The sequence below is a fragment of the Streptomyces sp. NPDC006208 genome, assembly GCF_040613775.1.
GTDB lineage: Bacteria > Actinomycetota > Actinomycetes > Streptomycetales > Streptomycetaceae > Streptomyces.
The window spans coordinates 23,467-38,361 of the sequence record NZ_JBEXSW010000054.1 but is presented as its reverse complement, the minus strand read 5'-3'; the positions used below and the strand labels follow the sequence as shown (position 1 = coordinate 38,361).

Below are 14,895 nucleotides of genomic sequence, written 5' to 3'. Positions count from 1 at the left end.
GGACGACCGGCTGTTCGCGTATTGCCCGCAACCGGCCCTCTCCAAGTGTGGGACATACGGGAGCACCGCAGGCTGGCCGTCGACTGGCCGGGCAGCGCCGAGAGGGACCTCTGCACCGATTCCACCTGGGCGTTCACGCCGGACGGCCGGGGGATCTATTACCCGGCGGAGTCCGGCATCCGCAGCTGGGACGTGCGCACGGGCCGGGAGCGGCACCCGATATCGGTGCCGTCCGCGTGGGAGGTGACGTTCAGCGACGACGGCATGTATGTGGCGACCGCATCGCAATCCGCCGTACAGCTGTGGCGGACCGCCGACCTGTCGGCGCCAGTCCTGAACCAACCGGTGACCGGCGTGGGCCTGTCCAACCTGCGGCTGGATCTTGCGGTCGGCGTGCTCCGCTACCAGGAGGGCTCCGACCCTGCGGCAGTCCTGCGGACGCTGTCCCTGGACGGAGTTGTGCCCCGGCAATGGCAGCAACAGCCGTACGTTGCAGCTCGGTTCGCCCCGGACGGCGCCATGCTCGCCACGGTGACAGGGCGGCGCATCCAGATCCGGGACGGCGGCAGTGGTGAGCTCAGGAGCACGCTGCCAGAGTCGGTGTGCGAAGACTGTCCGCCACTGGTGTCGTTCAGCGCCGACGGCAGGGCCTTCGCCCATCTCACCGGCCGCGACCGGGAGACCGCCACAGCAACGGTGCGGCGGCTGAACTCCTGGGGCCGCGCGGCGACTGTCGGGAAAGGCGTCAACGGCATCGTGTTCAGACCGGACGGCCGGTCCATGGTCCTCACCCAGTCCGTCACCGAAACCGACCGGTGGACGCTCGACGGGGAGAGTCGTACCGCGGTACGCAGGGCTCCCGACGGCGATGCCCTCGCCATGTCCCCCGACGGCCATGTCCTCACCACCGACCGGCAGTTGATCCATGTGGCCTCCGGCCGGTCCAGGCGCGTCATGACCGCAGAGAGCCTGGCCGTGACGGCCGTGTTCAGCGCGGACGGTCGGTTCCTCGCGATGGGCGACATGGACGGCCGGGTCACTCTCTGGGACGGCAAGGGGCAGCGGCGCCTCGCCGTACTCGTGGGCGGCTCGAGCAACGGAGGCGACCTGCACCGGCCGCCTCCCGCACTCGCCTTCTCGGCGGACGGCACCACGGTCGCGGTCGGCGGCGCGGACGGATCACTGCGCCTGTGGCAAACCGGGGCGCCCGCCGGACCCTCCGCACCGCTCACCTCGGTGGACGGCCCGGTGCTGGCCGTGGCCTTCGCCGAGCACGACACCCGGCTGCGCATCACGACGCGGCATGTCACGGTCCATTCGTACGGCCTGGAGCCGCGGCGGACCGCTGTAGCGGTGTGCCGCCGGACGGGCAGCGGACTGTCCCGGGCAGCCTGGGAAAGGTACCTCCCCGCCGTCCCGTACCGCGCTACCCGCTGACTGGCTGCCCCGAACGCGCCTGGAGTCCACGGAACTGCAGCTCAGGAGTCTCATCGCATGCAGTCGAAGCCGAGAATGCACAATGACACAGTGTTGGTGTCCGCCACAGACGGCGGTGGAGGCATGTACGCCTCAGTCACACCACCGAATGCGTCTACCGCCTCACTGCGGGCGCCTCACCGGCACCGCCTACGACCTCGCCCGAGAGGGGCTATCGCATCGGCGCCGAGTGGACCGCCGGGTCACCGACGTATGGCGCTGGTTCGTGTTCTCCGCCGGCAAGCTCAATCGCCAGAACGACGGCGAGCACGGTCGGCGGCTGTGGCGTTCGACTCGGGTGTTGTGGCCCGTCCGCCGCACGGCGAAGTACCGGTGTGCGCACTGGACTTCGGCACTGATGTCAACGGCTGGGGACCGGTCGAGCGAGACACCAGCAACGGCAGGTGGCACCCCGACGCACAACGGCTGAGGCTCAGGGCCACTGACAGCGGCGACCGTTGGGGGCACGAGCAGGCCGATCAGGCGGCGGCCACGGTGCACTGCGAGGAGCGATGACTCGTCGGCCGCGGCCGGTGACGCGCTGCGTGCGCCTTCTCGTCAGACGCGGGGCAGTCGGGTGGAGAGGCGCTGCTCCAGCCGGCCAGGTCCTGGAGGGCACTGGGGCGCGCAGTCGGGGCAGACGTACACCGCCCTGGCGGGACCGGAGGGGGACTCGATGATGCGCACGAGGACCGGCGCCTCGGTGCTGCGCTCGCAACGGGAGCAGTTGAGTGCAAGCGGGCGGGACAGGGTGGTCGCGGCGAGCGCCGTGTGGAGCGCCGAGTGCAACCGCTCGGTGCTCGTCCAGTACCCCTCTCGCGTCGCCGGAATGTGCCAGTGGAGCCCCGGCCCGGACGTACGATGCTGAGGCGGGATCGCCACATGGCAGTTCTGTCCGAGCACTTGGACCTGCGGCAACTGCCAGTGGTCCGCGCTCCCTTTCCGGATCAGCCAGTAGAGGATGCTGCCGTAGTCGTCCTTGATCACGGCCCTCGCATCGCCTCCGAGGTACTCGAGGGCACGGACTCCGAGACTGAGCGGTACGCGTACGGCGTCCCACCACTGCCCTGCGGGCAGTGCCTGTACCTCCCGGTCACACAGCTGCACCCATTGCGGGACTCTGCTGATCATCATGGGTCCTCACCGGTCTCTCCTGTCGGATGCCCATGACAGTAGGACCGTACGAGAAGGGTCACTTGTGTGCACGCGTAGGGAAGTTGTCGTCGCACGCAGCCTGCGGGAGGCGTTCTCGCTCCGCGCTGCTACCACGGCGTAGCGTGATGCCACCGGAGTTGTATCGGAGTTCGAACCAGGGAGTCTCAAATGGCAGCCCAGCACCCTGCGGTGATAGACCCGACCGGTCGCGACATCCATGGCGAAGCCACCCGCATACGTGAGCTGGGCCCGGTAACACGTGTGGAGCTCCCCGGCGGGGTGGAGGCGTGGGCAGTCAGCAGTCCCGGCCTGCTGAAAGGGCTGCTCACCGATCCGCGGGTCTCCAAGGACCCGCGCCGGCACTGGCCCGCCTGGATCAATGGGGAGATCTCCCCGGAGTGGCCGCTGTTCACCTGGGTCGCGGTCCGGAACATGTTCACCGCGTACGGCGGCGAGCACAAACGGCTGCGGACGCTGGTCGCCAGGGCGTTCACCGCGCGCCGGACCACCGCCATGCGGCCGCGCATCGAAGAGATCACCGCAGGTCTGCTGGACCGCCTCGCCGCGGACGGGCGGCAGCGAGGTGTGGTGGACCTGCGGGAGCAATTCGCCTATCCGCTGCCGATCAACGTGATCAGTGAGCTCTTCGGCCTCCCCGAGGAAGGTGGGGAGGAACTGCGGCACCTCGTCGACAGCATCTTCCACACCTCCGCCGACCCTACGGAGGTCACCGCCACCTATACACGGCTCTACGCCGTCCTGGGCGACCTCGTCGCCGCCAAGCGGAAGGCGCCCGCCGACGACCTGACCACCGAGCTGATTGCCGCACGTGACGACGAGAGCAACACCCGGCTGAGCGAGCAGGAACTCCTCGACACGCTGGTGCTCATGATCAGCGCCGGTCACGAAACCACCGTCAATCTCATCGACAACGCCATCCACGCCATGCTCACCCACCCGGAACAACTCGCGCAGGTACGTGCCGGCCGTGCCTCGTGGGACGACGTGATCGAGGAGACACTGCGCTTCGACGCCCCGGTCGCCAGTCTGCCCCTGCGGTACGCCGTGGAGGACATCGCGCTGGACGGGATGGTGATCCGCAAGGGCGAAGCGATCCTGGCCGCGTACGCCGCCGCCGGCCGTTGTCCCGAGCGGTACGGGAAGGACGCCGACCGCTTCCGCGTCAGCCGCGCGGACAAGGAGCACCTCGCCTTCGGCCACGGGGTGCACTTCTGCCTCGGCGCTCCCCTGGGCCGTCTGGAGGCGTCCATCGCTCTCCCGGCACTCTTCGAGCGGTTCCCCGGCCTCGCCCTTGCCGTGCCGCAGGAGGATCTGGAGCCTGTGGACTCCTTCATCTCCAACGGTCACCGCGCCCTGCCCGTACGCCTCTTCTGACTGCTCCACGGACCGCGTCGCGGCACCGGTTGCCGTCTGCGGCGAATCCTGCGGAGTCCTTGGACTTCGGCAGACCCCTCGATCCGCGGACGGCTCGGGCAGGAACCGTCCGGCAGGGCGTGGCATGACCCGCACAGTGGAAGGGGCCGGACTGTCGGGCCCGGTTCGTCGAGGCGGCCCGCCGGCTCCCTGCCCGGAAAGCGGCCGAACAGCTCTTTGAATGTCACTTGCGATGAGCAGGCCGGCCGCCAGGCGTATGGCCCCCACGCGCAAGGAAATTGCTGCGAAGCGCAGAGCCGGCAACGACGCACAAACATGTGCGGTTCACGAAGTCTGCGGAGATCAGGAGCCTGTATTACACTCCGCACTCAGACAACTACCGGTATTTCCAGGTTGGTTGAGGATTCGCACATCGCTGACGTCAGGAAGCGGACACAGCGGAGGGGGTCTGGGTGCCCGGGGGAACGTACAGCGTGGAGTCGTTGTCGACCGGGGAAGTGGAGCCTCGTGAGCGCGCCGAGTTCTGGCGCGAGCACATCGCGTCCTATCAGTCCAGGATGGACTACAGATACGCACGTACGGACAACTTCCGTGGGGAGACGGTTCGCCAGCACACGGAGACCTACCAGCTCGTCCGCTTCCGGTCGGACGAGATCGAGTACACCCGGACGGCACGTCAGGTCCGGCAGGACCCGGACGAGGACTACCGGTTCCTCCTTCCGCTCAGCGGAGCGATCGTGCTGCGGCAGGATGACCAGGAGGCACGGATGACGCCGGGGACCGGGACTCTGGTCACCTTCGGATCACCCTTCGAGTGCATCCAGGAGCAGGCAAGCGATGCCTTCATCCTCACGATCCCCGCGCGCGAGGTGGACGGCCCGCTGAACCGGAAGTCGCCGCTGGCCGTCGGGCTGGATCTGAGCAGGGGCCTGGGCAACGTACTGAGCGCCATGCTGAACAGCCTGTTCAAGGAGCGCGACAGCCTCACCGACCCCCAGTTCAACTCTGTGTCCGACCGTATCGTCGAGCTGCTGTGCATGCTCGCGATCGGTGATGACCGCCCGGACGCGCCGGAGCATCTGGTGGAGGTGGAAGCCATGGTGCGCCGCTTCGTACGCGGACACGCGGCCGATCCGGAGCTGACCGGCGCGTCGATGGCACAGGCACTGGGTTGGTCACTACGGCAGGTGCAGCTGGCACTGCAGCGCGTGGGGACCACCCCCCGGGAGCTGATCAGGGAGGAGCGGCTGCGGCTCGTGCGGGACCGGCTGCGGTGCTCCGGATTCGATCACATGACGATCACGGATCTGGCGTACGCGTCGGGCTTCTCCTCCGCGAGCGTGCTCAGCACCGCGTTCCGGCAGCGCTTCGGGGTAAGTCCCCGGGAGATGCGGTACCGCAGCCGCTTACCCGTTGACCGCCCCGCCAACCCGGACCGAGGCTGACGGGCGTCTGTCAGCTGAACGGGACAGCCGCCCGTTCGCGCTGGGTTGTTCCCGGTCGGGGTACGAGGTTCACTCGCCGGTTCGCTGTATGCCTTCAGGCGCTGTCGTCGTCCCCGTCGGCCCTGATCGTTCTTGGCCTCTGGTGTCGATGAGCAGGAGGGCGATGTCATCGTTGCGGGCGCCGGATTCGGTGGCGTGGCGGATGAGGGTGTCGGCGAGGCTGTCCACGGTCTGCTCCGATGCGCGGACGAGTTGTGTGGCCAGGTCGGTGGTGCTCTGGCCGAGGTCGATGCCGGGGGTTTCGATGAGTCCGTCGGTGTACAGGGCGAGCAGTGTGCCGGGCGGCAGGGGGATGTCGATGCTGTCGTAGCGGGCGGCGGGATCGATGCCCAGCAACAGGCCAGAGGGAAGTTCGATGACTTCGGCGGGGCCGCTGTGGTGGCGCAGGAGTGGTGAGAGGTGGCCTGCGCTGGTGAGACAGGCACGGTGCCGGGCCAGGTCGAGGTGCACGTAGAGGCAGGAGACGAACAACTCGGTCTCGAGGTCGGCCAGGAAGCGGTTGGTGCGTGCGAGCACCTGGTCAGGAGGTGCGCCGGCGGTGGCGTGGGCGTGGACTGCGGTGCGGACCTGGCCCATGAGTGCGGCGGCGGTGACGTTGTGGCCCTGGACGTCGCCGATGATTGCTGCGGCAGTGGTGTCGCTCAGGCGGATGAAGTCGTAGAAGTCACCGCCGATGTCCATGCCATGGCCGGCGGGCAGGTATCGGGCCGCCACGGTGATGCCGGGAACGGTGGGCAGGCTGCCCGGGAGGAAGGCCCGCTGGAGGCTGTGGGCGAGCTCGTGTTTGGCGTCGTAGAGGCGGGCGCGGTCCAGGGCTTGGGCGACAAGACCGGCCAGGGAGGTGACAGTGGCGCGTTCGGCGGCGGTGAAGGCGTGGGGGTGCTGATAGGAGAGGGTGCAGCAGCCGACGGCGTGGCCTGAGGTGATCAGTGGCAGGAATGCCCACGCCTGCTTGCCGCTGAGAGGGGTTGCGCGCGGGTGGGCGCCCGCCATTTGCTCGGGGTTGTCGAAGAATGCGGGGACACCGCTGGTCATGACGTGGCCGGCGGGCGTGAGGTCGGTGTGCACGGGTTGGGCGTCCAGGAGCTGGATGGCTTCGTCGGTGTAGCCGCGGTGGCCGATGATCTTCAGGCGGTCGGCGTCGGCGGTGGACAGGATCAGGCCGTGGGCGCCGAAGGCGGGCAGTACCTGGTCGGCGACCAGGTCGACGACGTCTTGTACGCCGACGGTTTCGGTGAGTGCGGCCGCCAGGTGCATCAGCTGGTACAGACGTCCTACGTCGGCGTTGCTCCCCGATGGATTACCACGTGACGACAGCTTGGTGGGCTGGGGCTGGTCTGAGGTCTGACCGGACCCGGCGGGGCTGATCAGCACACTGATGCCGGAGGCGTCCGGGTAGAGCCGCAGTTCGAGCCACTGGTCCGGTGGGCGCAGGACTGTGCAGGCAACCGGCCGGCGGGTGACGAGCGCGGTGCGGTAGCGGTCCTCGTAGGAGGGGTCGTCCAGCCAGGGCAGTGATTGCTCGGGGAAGGTCCCGAGCAGTTGGTCGGTGCTGCGGCCGAGGAGCTCGGCGGCGCCGGCGGTGAGGAAGGTGATGCGGCCTTCCAGGTCCAGGGCGAGGCCGCCGGGCAGGCGCTCGGCGAAGTCGCCGGCGGTCAAGAGGGCCGGCTTGGGGCCCGCGCGGTGCAGAGGGATGATGCGTGGCTCGTCAGGGATGGCGGGAGGGTGACCGGCATCGTCCAGCACGCGGGCCAGACGCCGGGCGCCGGCGGTGATGATGCTGCGTTCGCGGGGCGTGAGGTGCGGCGGGCGGTTGGGGGGCCAGACCAGCAGCAGTGCACCCCAGCAGTGGCGGCTGCCGGTGAGGGGAGCGGCTGCCAGCGAGAGCTGGTAGGGCAGGGCGGCCGCGGCACGCGGGTAGGAGCGGGCCAGGTCCTCCTGGCTGCCCACCCACACCAGGCGGTTCTCGCGTACCGCGTCGGTGCCTGGGAGCGGGAGGTCCAGCGGCACGCGTCGCCACGGACCGGCAAACTCCACCAAGGAGCCGCACACCACTACCAGGATCCCCACCGGCTCGTGCTCGGCGATGAGGAAAACGCCCCCGCCCGAGGCCCCCGTGCGGCGCACCGTGTCGGCCAGTTCCTCATCCAGCAGCTCATCGCCGCCAGGCTCATCGCGCGGCCGGTCCACCGGGAACTCCTCGCAGCCCGACCGTATGGCGGGCGTGACGGCCACGGGCGGTTTCGCCGCTGCTGCCCGAGGACTCCCCGATCCGCGGCCGGCTCGCCCCTGCCTGGCGGTCCACTCGCACCGCCAGGCGCATCTCGTGATCCAGCGGGGCGGGCTGGCGGGCGACGGCCGTGCAGGGCCCCGTCTGGGCGGCCGCGGGCTCTGGGCTGCCATGGCCGCGAGGCCCTCCCCTGCCTGCAGCCGTGCGCCAGAAGTGACCAGGGCGTGTCGGGTAAACGCCGGCGCGCTGCCACCGGCGCCGGGCCCGCCAGGCGACCTGCAGGTGCGGGCGCCCCGCGGCAGAGCCGCCCCACAGCCGAACATCACACCACAGGAGCCACATATCGCTCATAACAGAACAATATTCCCGCACGGGAGCGACGCCGTACATGCAAGGACACCCGGTTCACACACCGGAATCCGCTCGAGAAGTCGGAAACGCCCCAGGCAGCGGCGCCCGCCCCCGGCGTTTCACCGGGAACCTGGACGCTTCGGCGCGGGACCTCCGCTCAGCGTGAGCCACGTGTCCGCGGGTCCTCCGAATCCGTCGGTTCCCCGGGGGCGGCACGCCGCCGGCGGGCGCGTCGCAGTTCGGTCAGTCGTGATGTTCCACCGCCAATGAGGATCTTTCCGTCATCCCTGAATCACTTCTTCGGCCGGTGCTTCCTCATCCAGATCAGGACCTTGCAGATCTTGACGACCACGGCAGCGCCCGCCGCCACGACCGGAACGATCCTCCAGAAGGTACTGACGACCACAGTGCCCACCTCCGTTGGCGCGTGCAGGTGACTACCAGCAGCCTGCGCCCATCTCCCGCCCCGTCATAAGACGCGCCATGGTCGGGAGGTCCTTGTGGAACGGTCCACTCCGGGCGGAGCCGCCCCGCAGCTCATGAGCCAGGCGACCCAAAGCGTCAACTTGACCCGGGCCTGAAGGGTCGGGCTTGGAGGTAGCGCCCAACTGGCTGCTGGGTTGGCCCCTCCGTCCAGACACCCCTATGGGGTGGCAGGGACGCGTGACTCACGCCCCGCATTCCACACGGTCTCGCCCTTGCGGCCGATGTTGTGAGACGCGTTGTCGTCTGCGTGCATGAGGGCCCCGCAGGACCGGCAGGCGAACATCGCTTGTGACCGGCGGTTGCGCCGGTCGATGTGACCGCACTCGGAGCATTGCCGGCTGGTGTACGCCGGATCGACGTACACCAGCGGCACCCCAGCCCGCTTGGCCTTGTACTCGATGTACTGGCCGAGCTGGAGGAAGCCCCACGAATGCAGGGCAGTCCGCTGGTCCTTACGGAGCCGTACCCGGCTGCGGATGCCCGTGAGGTCTTCCAGGGCGATACCGGAGCCGGTGCGTTCAGCGGTGGTGACAATGGCCTTGGAGACGATGTGGTTGATGTTGGCGGTGTGTCGGGCTTCCTTGCGGGAGCGCTTCTTGAGGAGGCGCTTGGCCGACTTGGTGCCCTTGGCCTGGAGCTTCTTCCGCAGATCGAGCTGTCGTTTCCGGTGCCGGTTCAAGCCGCGCCCGGCAGCCCGGTAGCCGGTGGAGGTGGTAGCGATGTTGGTGATCCCGAGGTCGACGCCGATGAACCCGCTGGGTTCGTACTGGTCGGCCTCGGGGACATCGCAGACGGCGATCAGATAGAACACGCCGTCTCGTTCGATCAGGTCGGACTCCCCCTTGCGGTGCTCTCGAAGCATTTTGAACGCGTCCGGGGAGCAGGCGAAGAGGACGTTCTTCAGCCGTCCGGCCGTCGTCCAGATCGACACCGTTCCGGCGTCGTACTGCCAGCTCAAACACCGATCGTCGTACGGCTGCGCAGCCTCGGGCCGGAACGTGATCGGCTTCGACTCGGCCTTGATCCTGCGCTTCGACCCCGGTTTGCCCAGGTTCCCGGCGCGGACGTTCGCCTTCAACGTGGTGTAGGCGTCACGAGTCTTCTTGATCACGTGCTGTGCGGCCTGCGCCCCCAGCCCACGCGCTTTCAACTCGGCATAGGTGTGCTTGCGCAGTTCGTACTCACGCGGGACACCGCGCTCGAACGCCACACCGGATACCCAGCACGCGGCCTCATTGACCGTGTGCAGGGTCGCGAGAAGCGCGGCGGCCTGGTCGGCCTCCGGCATCAGCTTCACCTGTGTCACGATCTTCATATCCTTGATCGTAGCGATCTATGTCACCACGCTGGGAGCCAAACCCCAATATCCGCAGGGGCCGTACGGTTCTCTACACCTCCACGCTCATTTGGTCTTTACGCCAAAGTATCGGCGCGGACCGATCACCGACGAGATCCTTCGACGCAGCGAGGAGGTCATGCGCGACGTATACGCCGACTTCGCAACGGAACTGGTCGAGTTCAACGGCGAACGCGATCATGTCCACCCGCTCGTGCACTACCCACCGAAAATCTCCTTGTCCCGGCTGGTCGGCTCACTCAAGGGCGTTTCCGCCCCCAGGCTCCGCCAGGAGTTCCCCGACCACATCCGCAAGTACCTATGGGGCGATCACTTCTGGTCGCCGTCGTACTTCGCCGCTTCCTGCGGCGGGGCTCCCCTTTCGATCATCAAGGAGTACATCGAGACCCAGAAGCGCCCGGACTGAGTGGACCCAGGTCACCCGTGCGGACCCGTGGGAACCTGCGGGTCAGGGCAGTCCAGAGCAGCGCTTCCTCCGGGCGTGAACGCCCGGGGTTCCGCCCTAGAGCATGCTGAAAAGGGCCCTGGTCAGCGCTCGGGTGGCCGAAGTGTTCGCAGACGTGCGCTGATTCCGCTGTCTTCGGTGGGCATTGCCGAGCCGACGCAGCCGCCTGTGGCGTCGATTGTCGGCAGGGGTCGAACTCTCCGACGGCCGCCTCCTGGTAGGAGTGCATACATGCATGGGCGACAGTGCCGTAGCGCGGATGACAGCGCGAAGCGCTGGCCCCTGGCGCGAAGCGCCACTCTCCGGCTTCCGGGTGCGCGACGCTCGGATCACGCTTCGGTGACCGGGGGACCGAACCGCAGGGCAGCAGGATCGAGGCCGATTCACCGCACTCTCTTCGGGCGGGCGTGGTCGCCCCCTGGCGGGGGCGGCCACGCCGGGCGAGAACTGCCACTGACATACCAGTAACGATCGGGCCCGGGGACGCTGCGAGCGTCCCCGGGCCCTTGCCTGCGCAGGGTGCAGCGCAGTTGTGTCACTCCCACCCGGGCACCGGGCCTCACCGGTGCCGTGGCCAGCTCCATTTGGCCTCACCGTTCCCCGGAGGAGCTCCATGCCCCGCGCGCCCCACACTCCGGCTGAATACTGGGACACCTACATGCCGCACCGCGGCGAAGGTGACCAGCCCGCACCGTGGTGGACCGCTTCGAGTGGACCCAGTACCCCGGCCACGGCCCTGGTGCCGAGCTGCTCGGCCGCCCGCGCCGCGCTCTGGACCTGGGCCCCGCGGAAGGCAAGGAAGCAGTCTTCCTGGCCCGCCAGGGTGTAGTGGTGAGCGGAGTCGACCTGTCTCCAGTACAGGTGGCACGCGCCCGCCGCTGGTGGGGCGGCGTACCCGGGCTTTCCTTCATCCATGCTGACGTCTGCGACTGCCTCACCTCGAGCACCGAGCGGTTCGACGCCATCACTCGGTCTGGGGCGCTGTGTGGTTCACCGACCCTGAGCAGCGCTTCCCACTGGTGGCCAAGCGCCTCGCCCCCGGCGCTGTCTTTGCCTTCAGCCAGGCCGAGCCGATCCCCGGCGCGTACGGCCCCAGTCCATGCGCGGGAAATGGCTCGAAGGCCGCGAACGTGAACTGACGGTACTGCGCTGGCAGTACACAGCCGAAGCCTGGACCGACCTGCTCAAACGCCATGGCTTCACCGACATCGACGCACAGGTACTGCCCCGCGCCGGAGGCCGGGAAGCTGGGCACGCTAATGGTGCGCGCCCACACCGCTGCATAGAGGCCTGGATCGCCGTGGCGGTCGCGTCTCACCAGGCCGGTGCCTCGGTAACCACCGTCCGCGATCACCGTGGTGCGGCCGACCGTGGCCTTCGCGTCGGACAGCTCCCACGCCTTGCAGTCGTTGCGGTTGCCTGAGACCGACCTGCCGACAACGACGACGCGGCGGAGTCGGCGTCGGTGACGACCTGATGGTTGGTGGAGTAGCGATACTTCTTCCACTGCTCCGCCACCTGATGGCCGCGGGTAGGAACCAAGGTGCCGTCCACGATGAGCACGGTGTCCTTGCCGAACCGCCTAGGTTGCTGGAGAGCGAGCGACGGCCCGAGGTGGTCAATGATGCGGTCGGCTGGTGGACTTGGACACGCCGAACAGGGGCGCCAGTTGGCGGAAGGTCAGGTTCGTGCGCCAGTAGGCGGCGACCAGCAGCACTCGGTCCTCCGGTGGCAGGCTCCAGGGCCGGCCTTTGCGCACTGGGGACACGCCCTTCGCGCCGCAGCGCGGTGACGAGTCTGCTGAACTGACGTGGCTTCAATCCGGTGAACGGGACTGTCCAGGACGGCTCCGAGGCCGTGATCACACCAGTCACTGCGAGATGGTTACTCGGGCCTCACAAGTGGCTGGCCTGCGGTGTTCAGGAGGGGTCTCGCTGCGGTTCCGCAGCCTTGAGCAGGCACTCGCGGTCGTCTGTGCTGATCAGTCCATCCGGAAGGGGTCTCGTCCTCCAGCAACGCGCGCAGCGCGGAGGCGTGTGCGGCGAACGCAGCCCTGCACCATTCGCGTTCCGGGTGATTGCAGTCGTCGCCGAGTAGCAGCACCTGGCGTTCGTTGTCCGCGTCGACAGGTTGAGACAGCTCTGCGGCGACGGCCAAAAGGTCGACCAGGCCGGGGCGCATCGCGATGTCAAGGGTCTCTGCCAGGCGATCAGGAAGGGCAAGGCCGCCGACATCGCCACGCTCGCGTGAAAGACGCTGTCCATCATGCCCGACACCCACGATGCCCGCGATCCCCCACGCGAAGCACCAGGCCGACGGGCTCTGGTGAAGCGCCGTCACGGCCAGGACCGCCACGACCAGTGGCTGCGCCGCACTCCGCGTGGCGGCCACCCCGCCGGGGAGCCGTTCGGCGGCGACGAACAGCAGCGGGAAGAACAGGCCACCACCGCCGCTAGCCCTTGGGCCGGTGTGATCGGGCAGGCGATCCTCCCCACCGTCATCGCCCAGGTCACCGGAGGTCTGCCTGCCCGGGTGCATGCCCAGTTCCGTCGCCGGCTGCGCGGGCAGCTGCCTGCCGACGTCCGAGGTCTGATCTGGCCCGGGATCGACTCCCGGATCGAGGCGCAGGTGACCGATGCGGTCAAGGAGCGGGTGGACGAGGCGGTGCTTGCGCCGGAGCTGTGGCAGAGCGGTTGGCGGCGGCTGACACACCAGCACATGCAGAGCCAGGTGAACGCGCAGCACCTCGGAGCCTTCGAGGAACTGATCCAGAACGGCGATCCGCCAGCCCGGCTCGACCTGGAGGTGCTGCCGCGCGTCCACGCCGAACTGACTGCCCTGGTGGCCGCCCAGGCAGGCGTGTGCGGCACTGCCAGGAAGGTTCCGGTCAGGCTGCCCCGGCTCTGGTGGCGCGGGACCCCCTGGCCCACTGGAGTGTGGCGCCCCATGCGCGGGCTGACGCCATGGAACGCATCGGCGTGACCGGCATGGCCGCCGTGCACGGTGAGCAGCAGGTCGCACTGCACGCCGGATGGTGGTGGGCCTTCCGCGACTACGCGATCCTCACCCCCCGTCCCGATGCGGCGGGATGCACAAGGGCGGCCCCACTGCCCCGACGGACCGGCGGCGGTGTAGCCCGACGGCTGGGCCGTCCATGTCTGGCACGGCACGAGGGTCCCCGCTTCCCTGATCCGGGGCGACTGGGACACCGACCGGATCCTGCGGGAGCCCAATACCGAGGTGCGCCGCTGCGCGATCGAGAGAATGGGCTGGCCGGAATTCATCACCGCGGCAGGCCTTCGGCAGGTCGGGGACAGCGCGCCCGACCCGGGCAACCCGGGACAACGGCTCACCCTGTACGACCTTCCCACCGCGATCTACAACGTCCCCGTACGCGTCCTGCTGTGCACCAATGGCACACCCGAGCGCGACGGCACTCGCCGCTCCTACGGGCTCACCGTGCCCGCCCAAACCCCAGACCCCGTCAGCGCGGCAGCCGGCCTCCTCGGTCTGACCCGCGAGCAGTACCTCACTCTGTCCCGTGCCACCTGAAACGGAGAGTCCATGGCCAAGCAGCAGCCCACGCTCCAAGACGTCACCGCACTCGCGGGCGTCGACGTCCTCGAACACCTCGACCGGCAGGCGGCCATCCCTGTGTCCTCGGGCCTCCAGCGCCAGGGTGACGTCGGACTCATCCCGGTCGGCCTCATCGGTTTCGAGCCGCCGCAGGGCGGCCAGCCGGTCCCCGCCACCGGAATCGCCCTGGTGACCTCAGGCGAAGGTGGCCACGTCCATCTCCTCGTGGCCGACGGCCCGGTCACCTGGACACCGATCGACACCAACGGCGCCGACGTCGGCTGCTTCACCGTCCACGAAGGTGCCACGGCCTACGTACTGCATCCCGAACACGGAGCCATGGGCCATGCCTCCGGCACCTACCTCGTGCGCCGCCAGACCGAACAGGCCCACGACAAGCGGCTCGTCATCGATTGACCGTGAGCCGCCCCGCGCTCGTCGTGGTGCCAGTGTCAGAACCGTCCCGCTTCCACAGCCCCCGAGGAGCGATCCCGTACTTCGAGCCCTCCCGACGGGCACCCTTGGCGAGTGCTGAACGGTGCAGTCCAGGTCTTCGTCGTCGTGACGGTAGCTGTCCGGCACCGAACTGCGCTGGAGGGTGCCGAAGCTGGTCGCCGAGCGCGCGGAGCTGGCCGCAGTTGTCCGATCGCGCCGAGCTCCTGTGTGAAGGCGACAGATGACCAGCCCGGCATGTGGGCGGTGGCGAGGTCGCGACCGGGCGCACGGTGCGGTCCAAGGGCAAATCGCATAAGCTCGGCGGTAGTTGAGCAAAGCGAGGGGTGAGCATGCGCTCTGCCGTCATCGGCTCCACGGAAGACCGGCCGATCTGATGTCCGTCCTCCCCAACCCCGGTGCCGATGACCTCGACCCTGCATCCCCGCCCTTGGCGCCGCCCGGGGGTGACACCGTCACTCCGCGA

At 68.6% G+C, this 14,895-nt stretch carries 10 protein-coding genes and 4 pseudogenes; 8 read left to right on the top strand and 6 right to left on the bottom strand.

Features of this window, described 5'->3' with window-relative positions:
• Positions 1–45: 45 nt before the first annotated feature.
• Complete coding sequence (locus tag ABZ208_RS33105; protein WP_356913139.1) at positions 46–1,437, top strand: hypothetical protein; 1,392 nt, start codon at positions 46–48, stop codon at positions 1,435–1,437.
• Between the two features lie 597 nt (positions 1,438–2,034).
• Here the strand turns inward: ABZ208_RS33105 and ABZ208_RS33100 are convergent.
• The gene (locus tag ABZ208_RS33100) at positions 2,035–2,610 is read right to left on the bottom strand and encodes a hypothetical protein (protein ID WP_356913138.1); all 576 of its coding nucleotides are present in this window, start codon (positions 2,608–2,610) and stop codon (positions 2,035–2,037) included.
• A 189-nt stretch (positions 2,611–2,799) separates the two neighbouring features.
• On the opposite strand from ABZ208_RS33100, the gene ABZ208_RS33095 reads away from it, so the two are divergent.
• Both ABZ208_RS33095 and ABZ208_RS33090 read left to right on the top strand, forming a co-directional pair.
• A complete protein-coding gene (locus tag ABZ208_RS33095; RefSeq protein ID WP_356913137.1) occupies positions 2,800–4,026 on the top strand; it encodes a cytochrome P450 in 1,227 nt (408 codons plus the stop codon).
• A gap of 452 nt (positions 4,027–4,478) precedes the next feature.
• Positions 4,479–5,471, top strand: coding sequence for a helix-turn-helix domain-containing protein (locus ABZ208_RS33090; protein ID WP_356913136.1), 993 nt, complete (start codon positions 4,479–4,481; stop codon positions 5,469–5,471).
• A 69-nt stretch (positions 5,472–5,540) separates the two neighbouring features.
• On the opposite strand, the gene ABZ208_RS33085 is transcribed toward ABZ208_RS33090, so the two are convergent.
• Together ABZ208_RS33085 and ABZ208_RS33080 are read right to left on the bottom strand one after the other, a co-directional pair.
• A complete protein-coding gene (locus ABZ208_RS33085; RefSeq protein WP_356913135.1) occupies positions 5,541–7,721 on the bottom strand; it encodes a SpoIIE family protein phosphatase in 2,181 nt (726 codons plus the stop codon).
• Positions 7,722–8,755: 1,034 nt separating this feature from the next.
• Positions 8,756–9,913, bottom strand: a complete 1,158-nt coding sequence (locus tag ABZ208_RS33080; protein ID WP_356913134.1) for a transposase — start codon at positions 9,911–9,913, stop codon at positions 8,756–8,758.
• Positions 9,914–9,933: 20 nt separating this feature from the next.
• Between ABZ208_RS33080 and tnpA the strand changes: the two are divergent.
• Positions 9,934–10,361, top strand: a pseudogene (gene tnpA / locus ABZ208_RS33075) (IS200/IS605 family transposase).
• A gap of 693 nt (positions 10,362–11,054) precedes the next feature.
• On the opposite strand, the gene ABZ208_RS33070 reads toward tnpA, so the two are convergent.
• The gene (locus ABZ208_RS33070; protein WP_356913154.1) at positions 11,055–11,315 is read right to left on the bottom strand and encodes a hypothetical protein; all 261 of its coding nucleotides are present in this window, start codon (positions 11,313–11,315) and stop codon (positions 11,055–11,057) included.
• Here ABZ208_RS33070 and ABZ208_RS33065 point away from each other — a divergent pair.
• Positions 11,229–11,534, top strand: coding sequence for a class I SAM-dependent methyltransferase (locus tag ABZ208_RS33065; protein ID WP_356913152.1), 306 nt, complete (start codon positions 11,229–11,231; stop codon positions 11,532–11,534). The genes ABZ208_RS33070 and ABZ208_RS33065 overlap by 87 nt on opposite strands.
• 169 nt (positions 11,535–11,703) lie before the next feature.
• On the opposite strand, the pseudogene ABZ208_RS33060 reads toward ABZ208_RS33065, so the two are convergent.
• Positions 11,704–12,274: pseudogene (locus tag ABZ208_RS33060) on the bottom strand (transposase family protein); the annotation flags it as partial.
• Positions 12,275–12,668: 394 nt separating this feature from the next.
• A pseudogene (locus ABZ208_RS33055) lies at positions 12,669–12,842 on the bottom strand (EamA family transporter); the annotation flags it as partial.
• Positions 12,843–12,932: 90 nt separating this feature from the next.
• Between ABZ208_RS33055 and ABZ208_RS33050 the strand changes: the two are divergent.
• The 3 genes and pseudogenes from ABZ208_RS33050 (at position 12,933) to ABZ208_RS33040 (ending at position 14,393) form a co-directional block, all read left to right on the top strand.
• Positions 12,933–13,382, top strand: a complete 450-nt coding sequence (locus tag ABZ208_RS33050; protein ID WP_356913133.1) for a hypothetical protein — start codon at positions 12,933–12,935, stop codon at positions 13,380–13,382.
• Between the two features lie 165 nt (positions 13,383–13,547).
• A pseudogene (locus tag ABZ208_RS33045) lies at positions 13,548–13,952 on the top strand (DUF6745 domain-containing protein); the annotation flags it as partial.
• Between the two features lie 12 nt (positions 13,953–13,964).
• A complete protein-coding gene (locus tag ABZ208_RS33040; RefSeq protein ID WP_356913132.1) occupies positions 13,965–14,393 on the top strand; it encodes a hypothetical protein in 429 nt (142 codons plus the stop codon).
• The last annotated feature ends 502 nt before the right edge of the window (positions 14,394–14,895 follow it).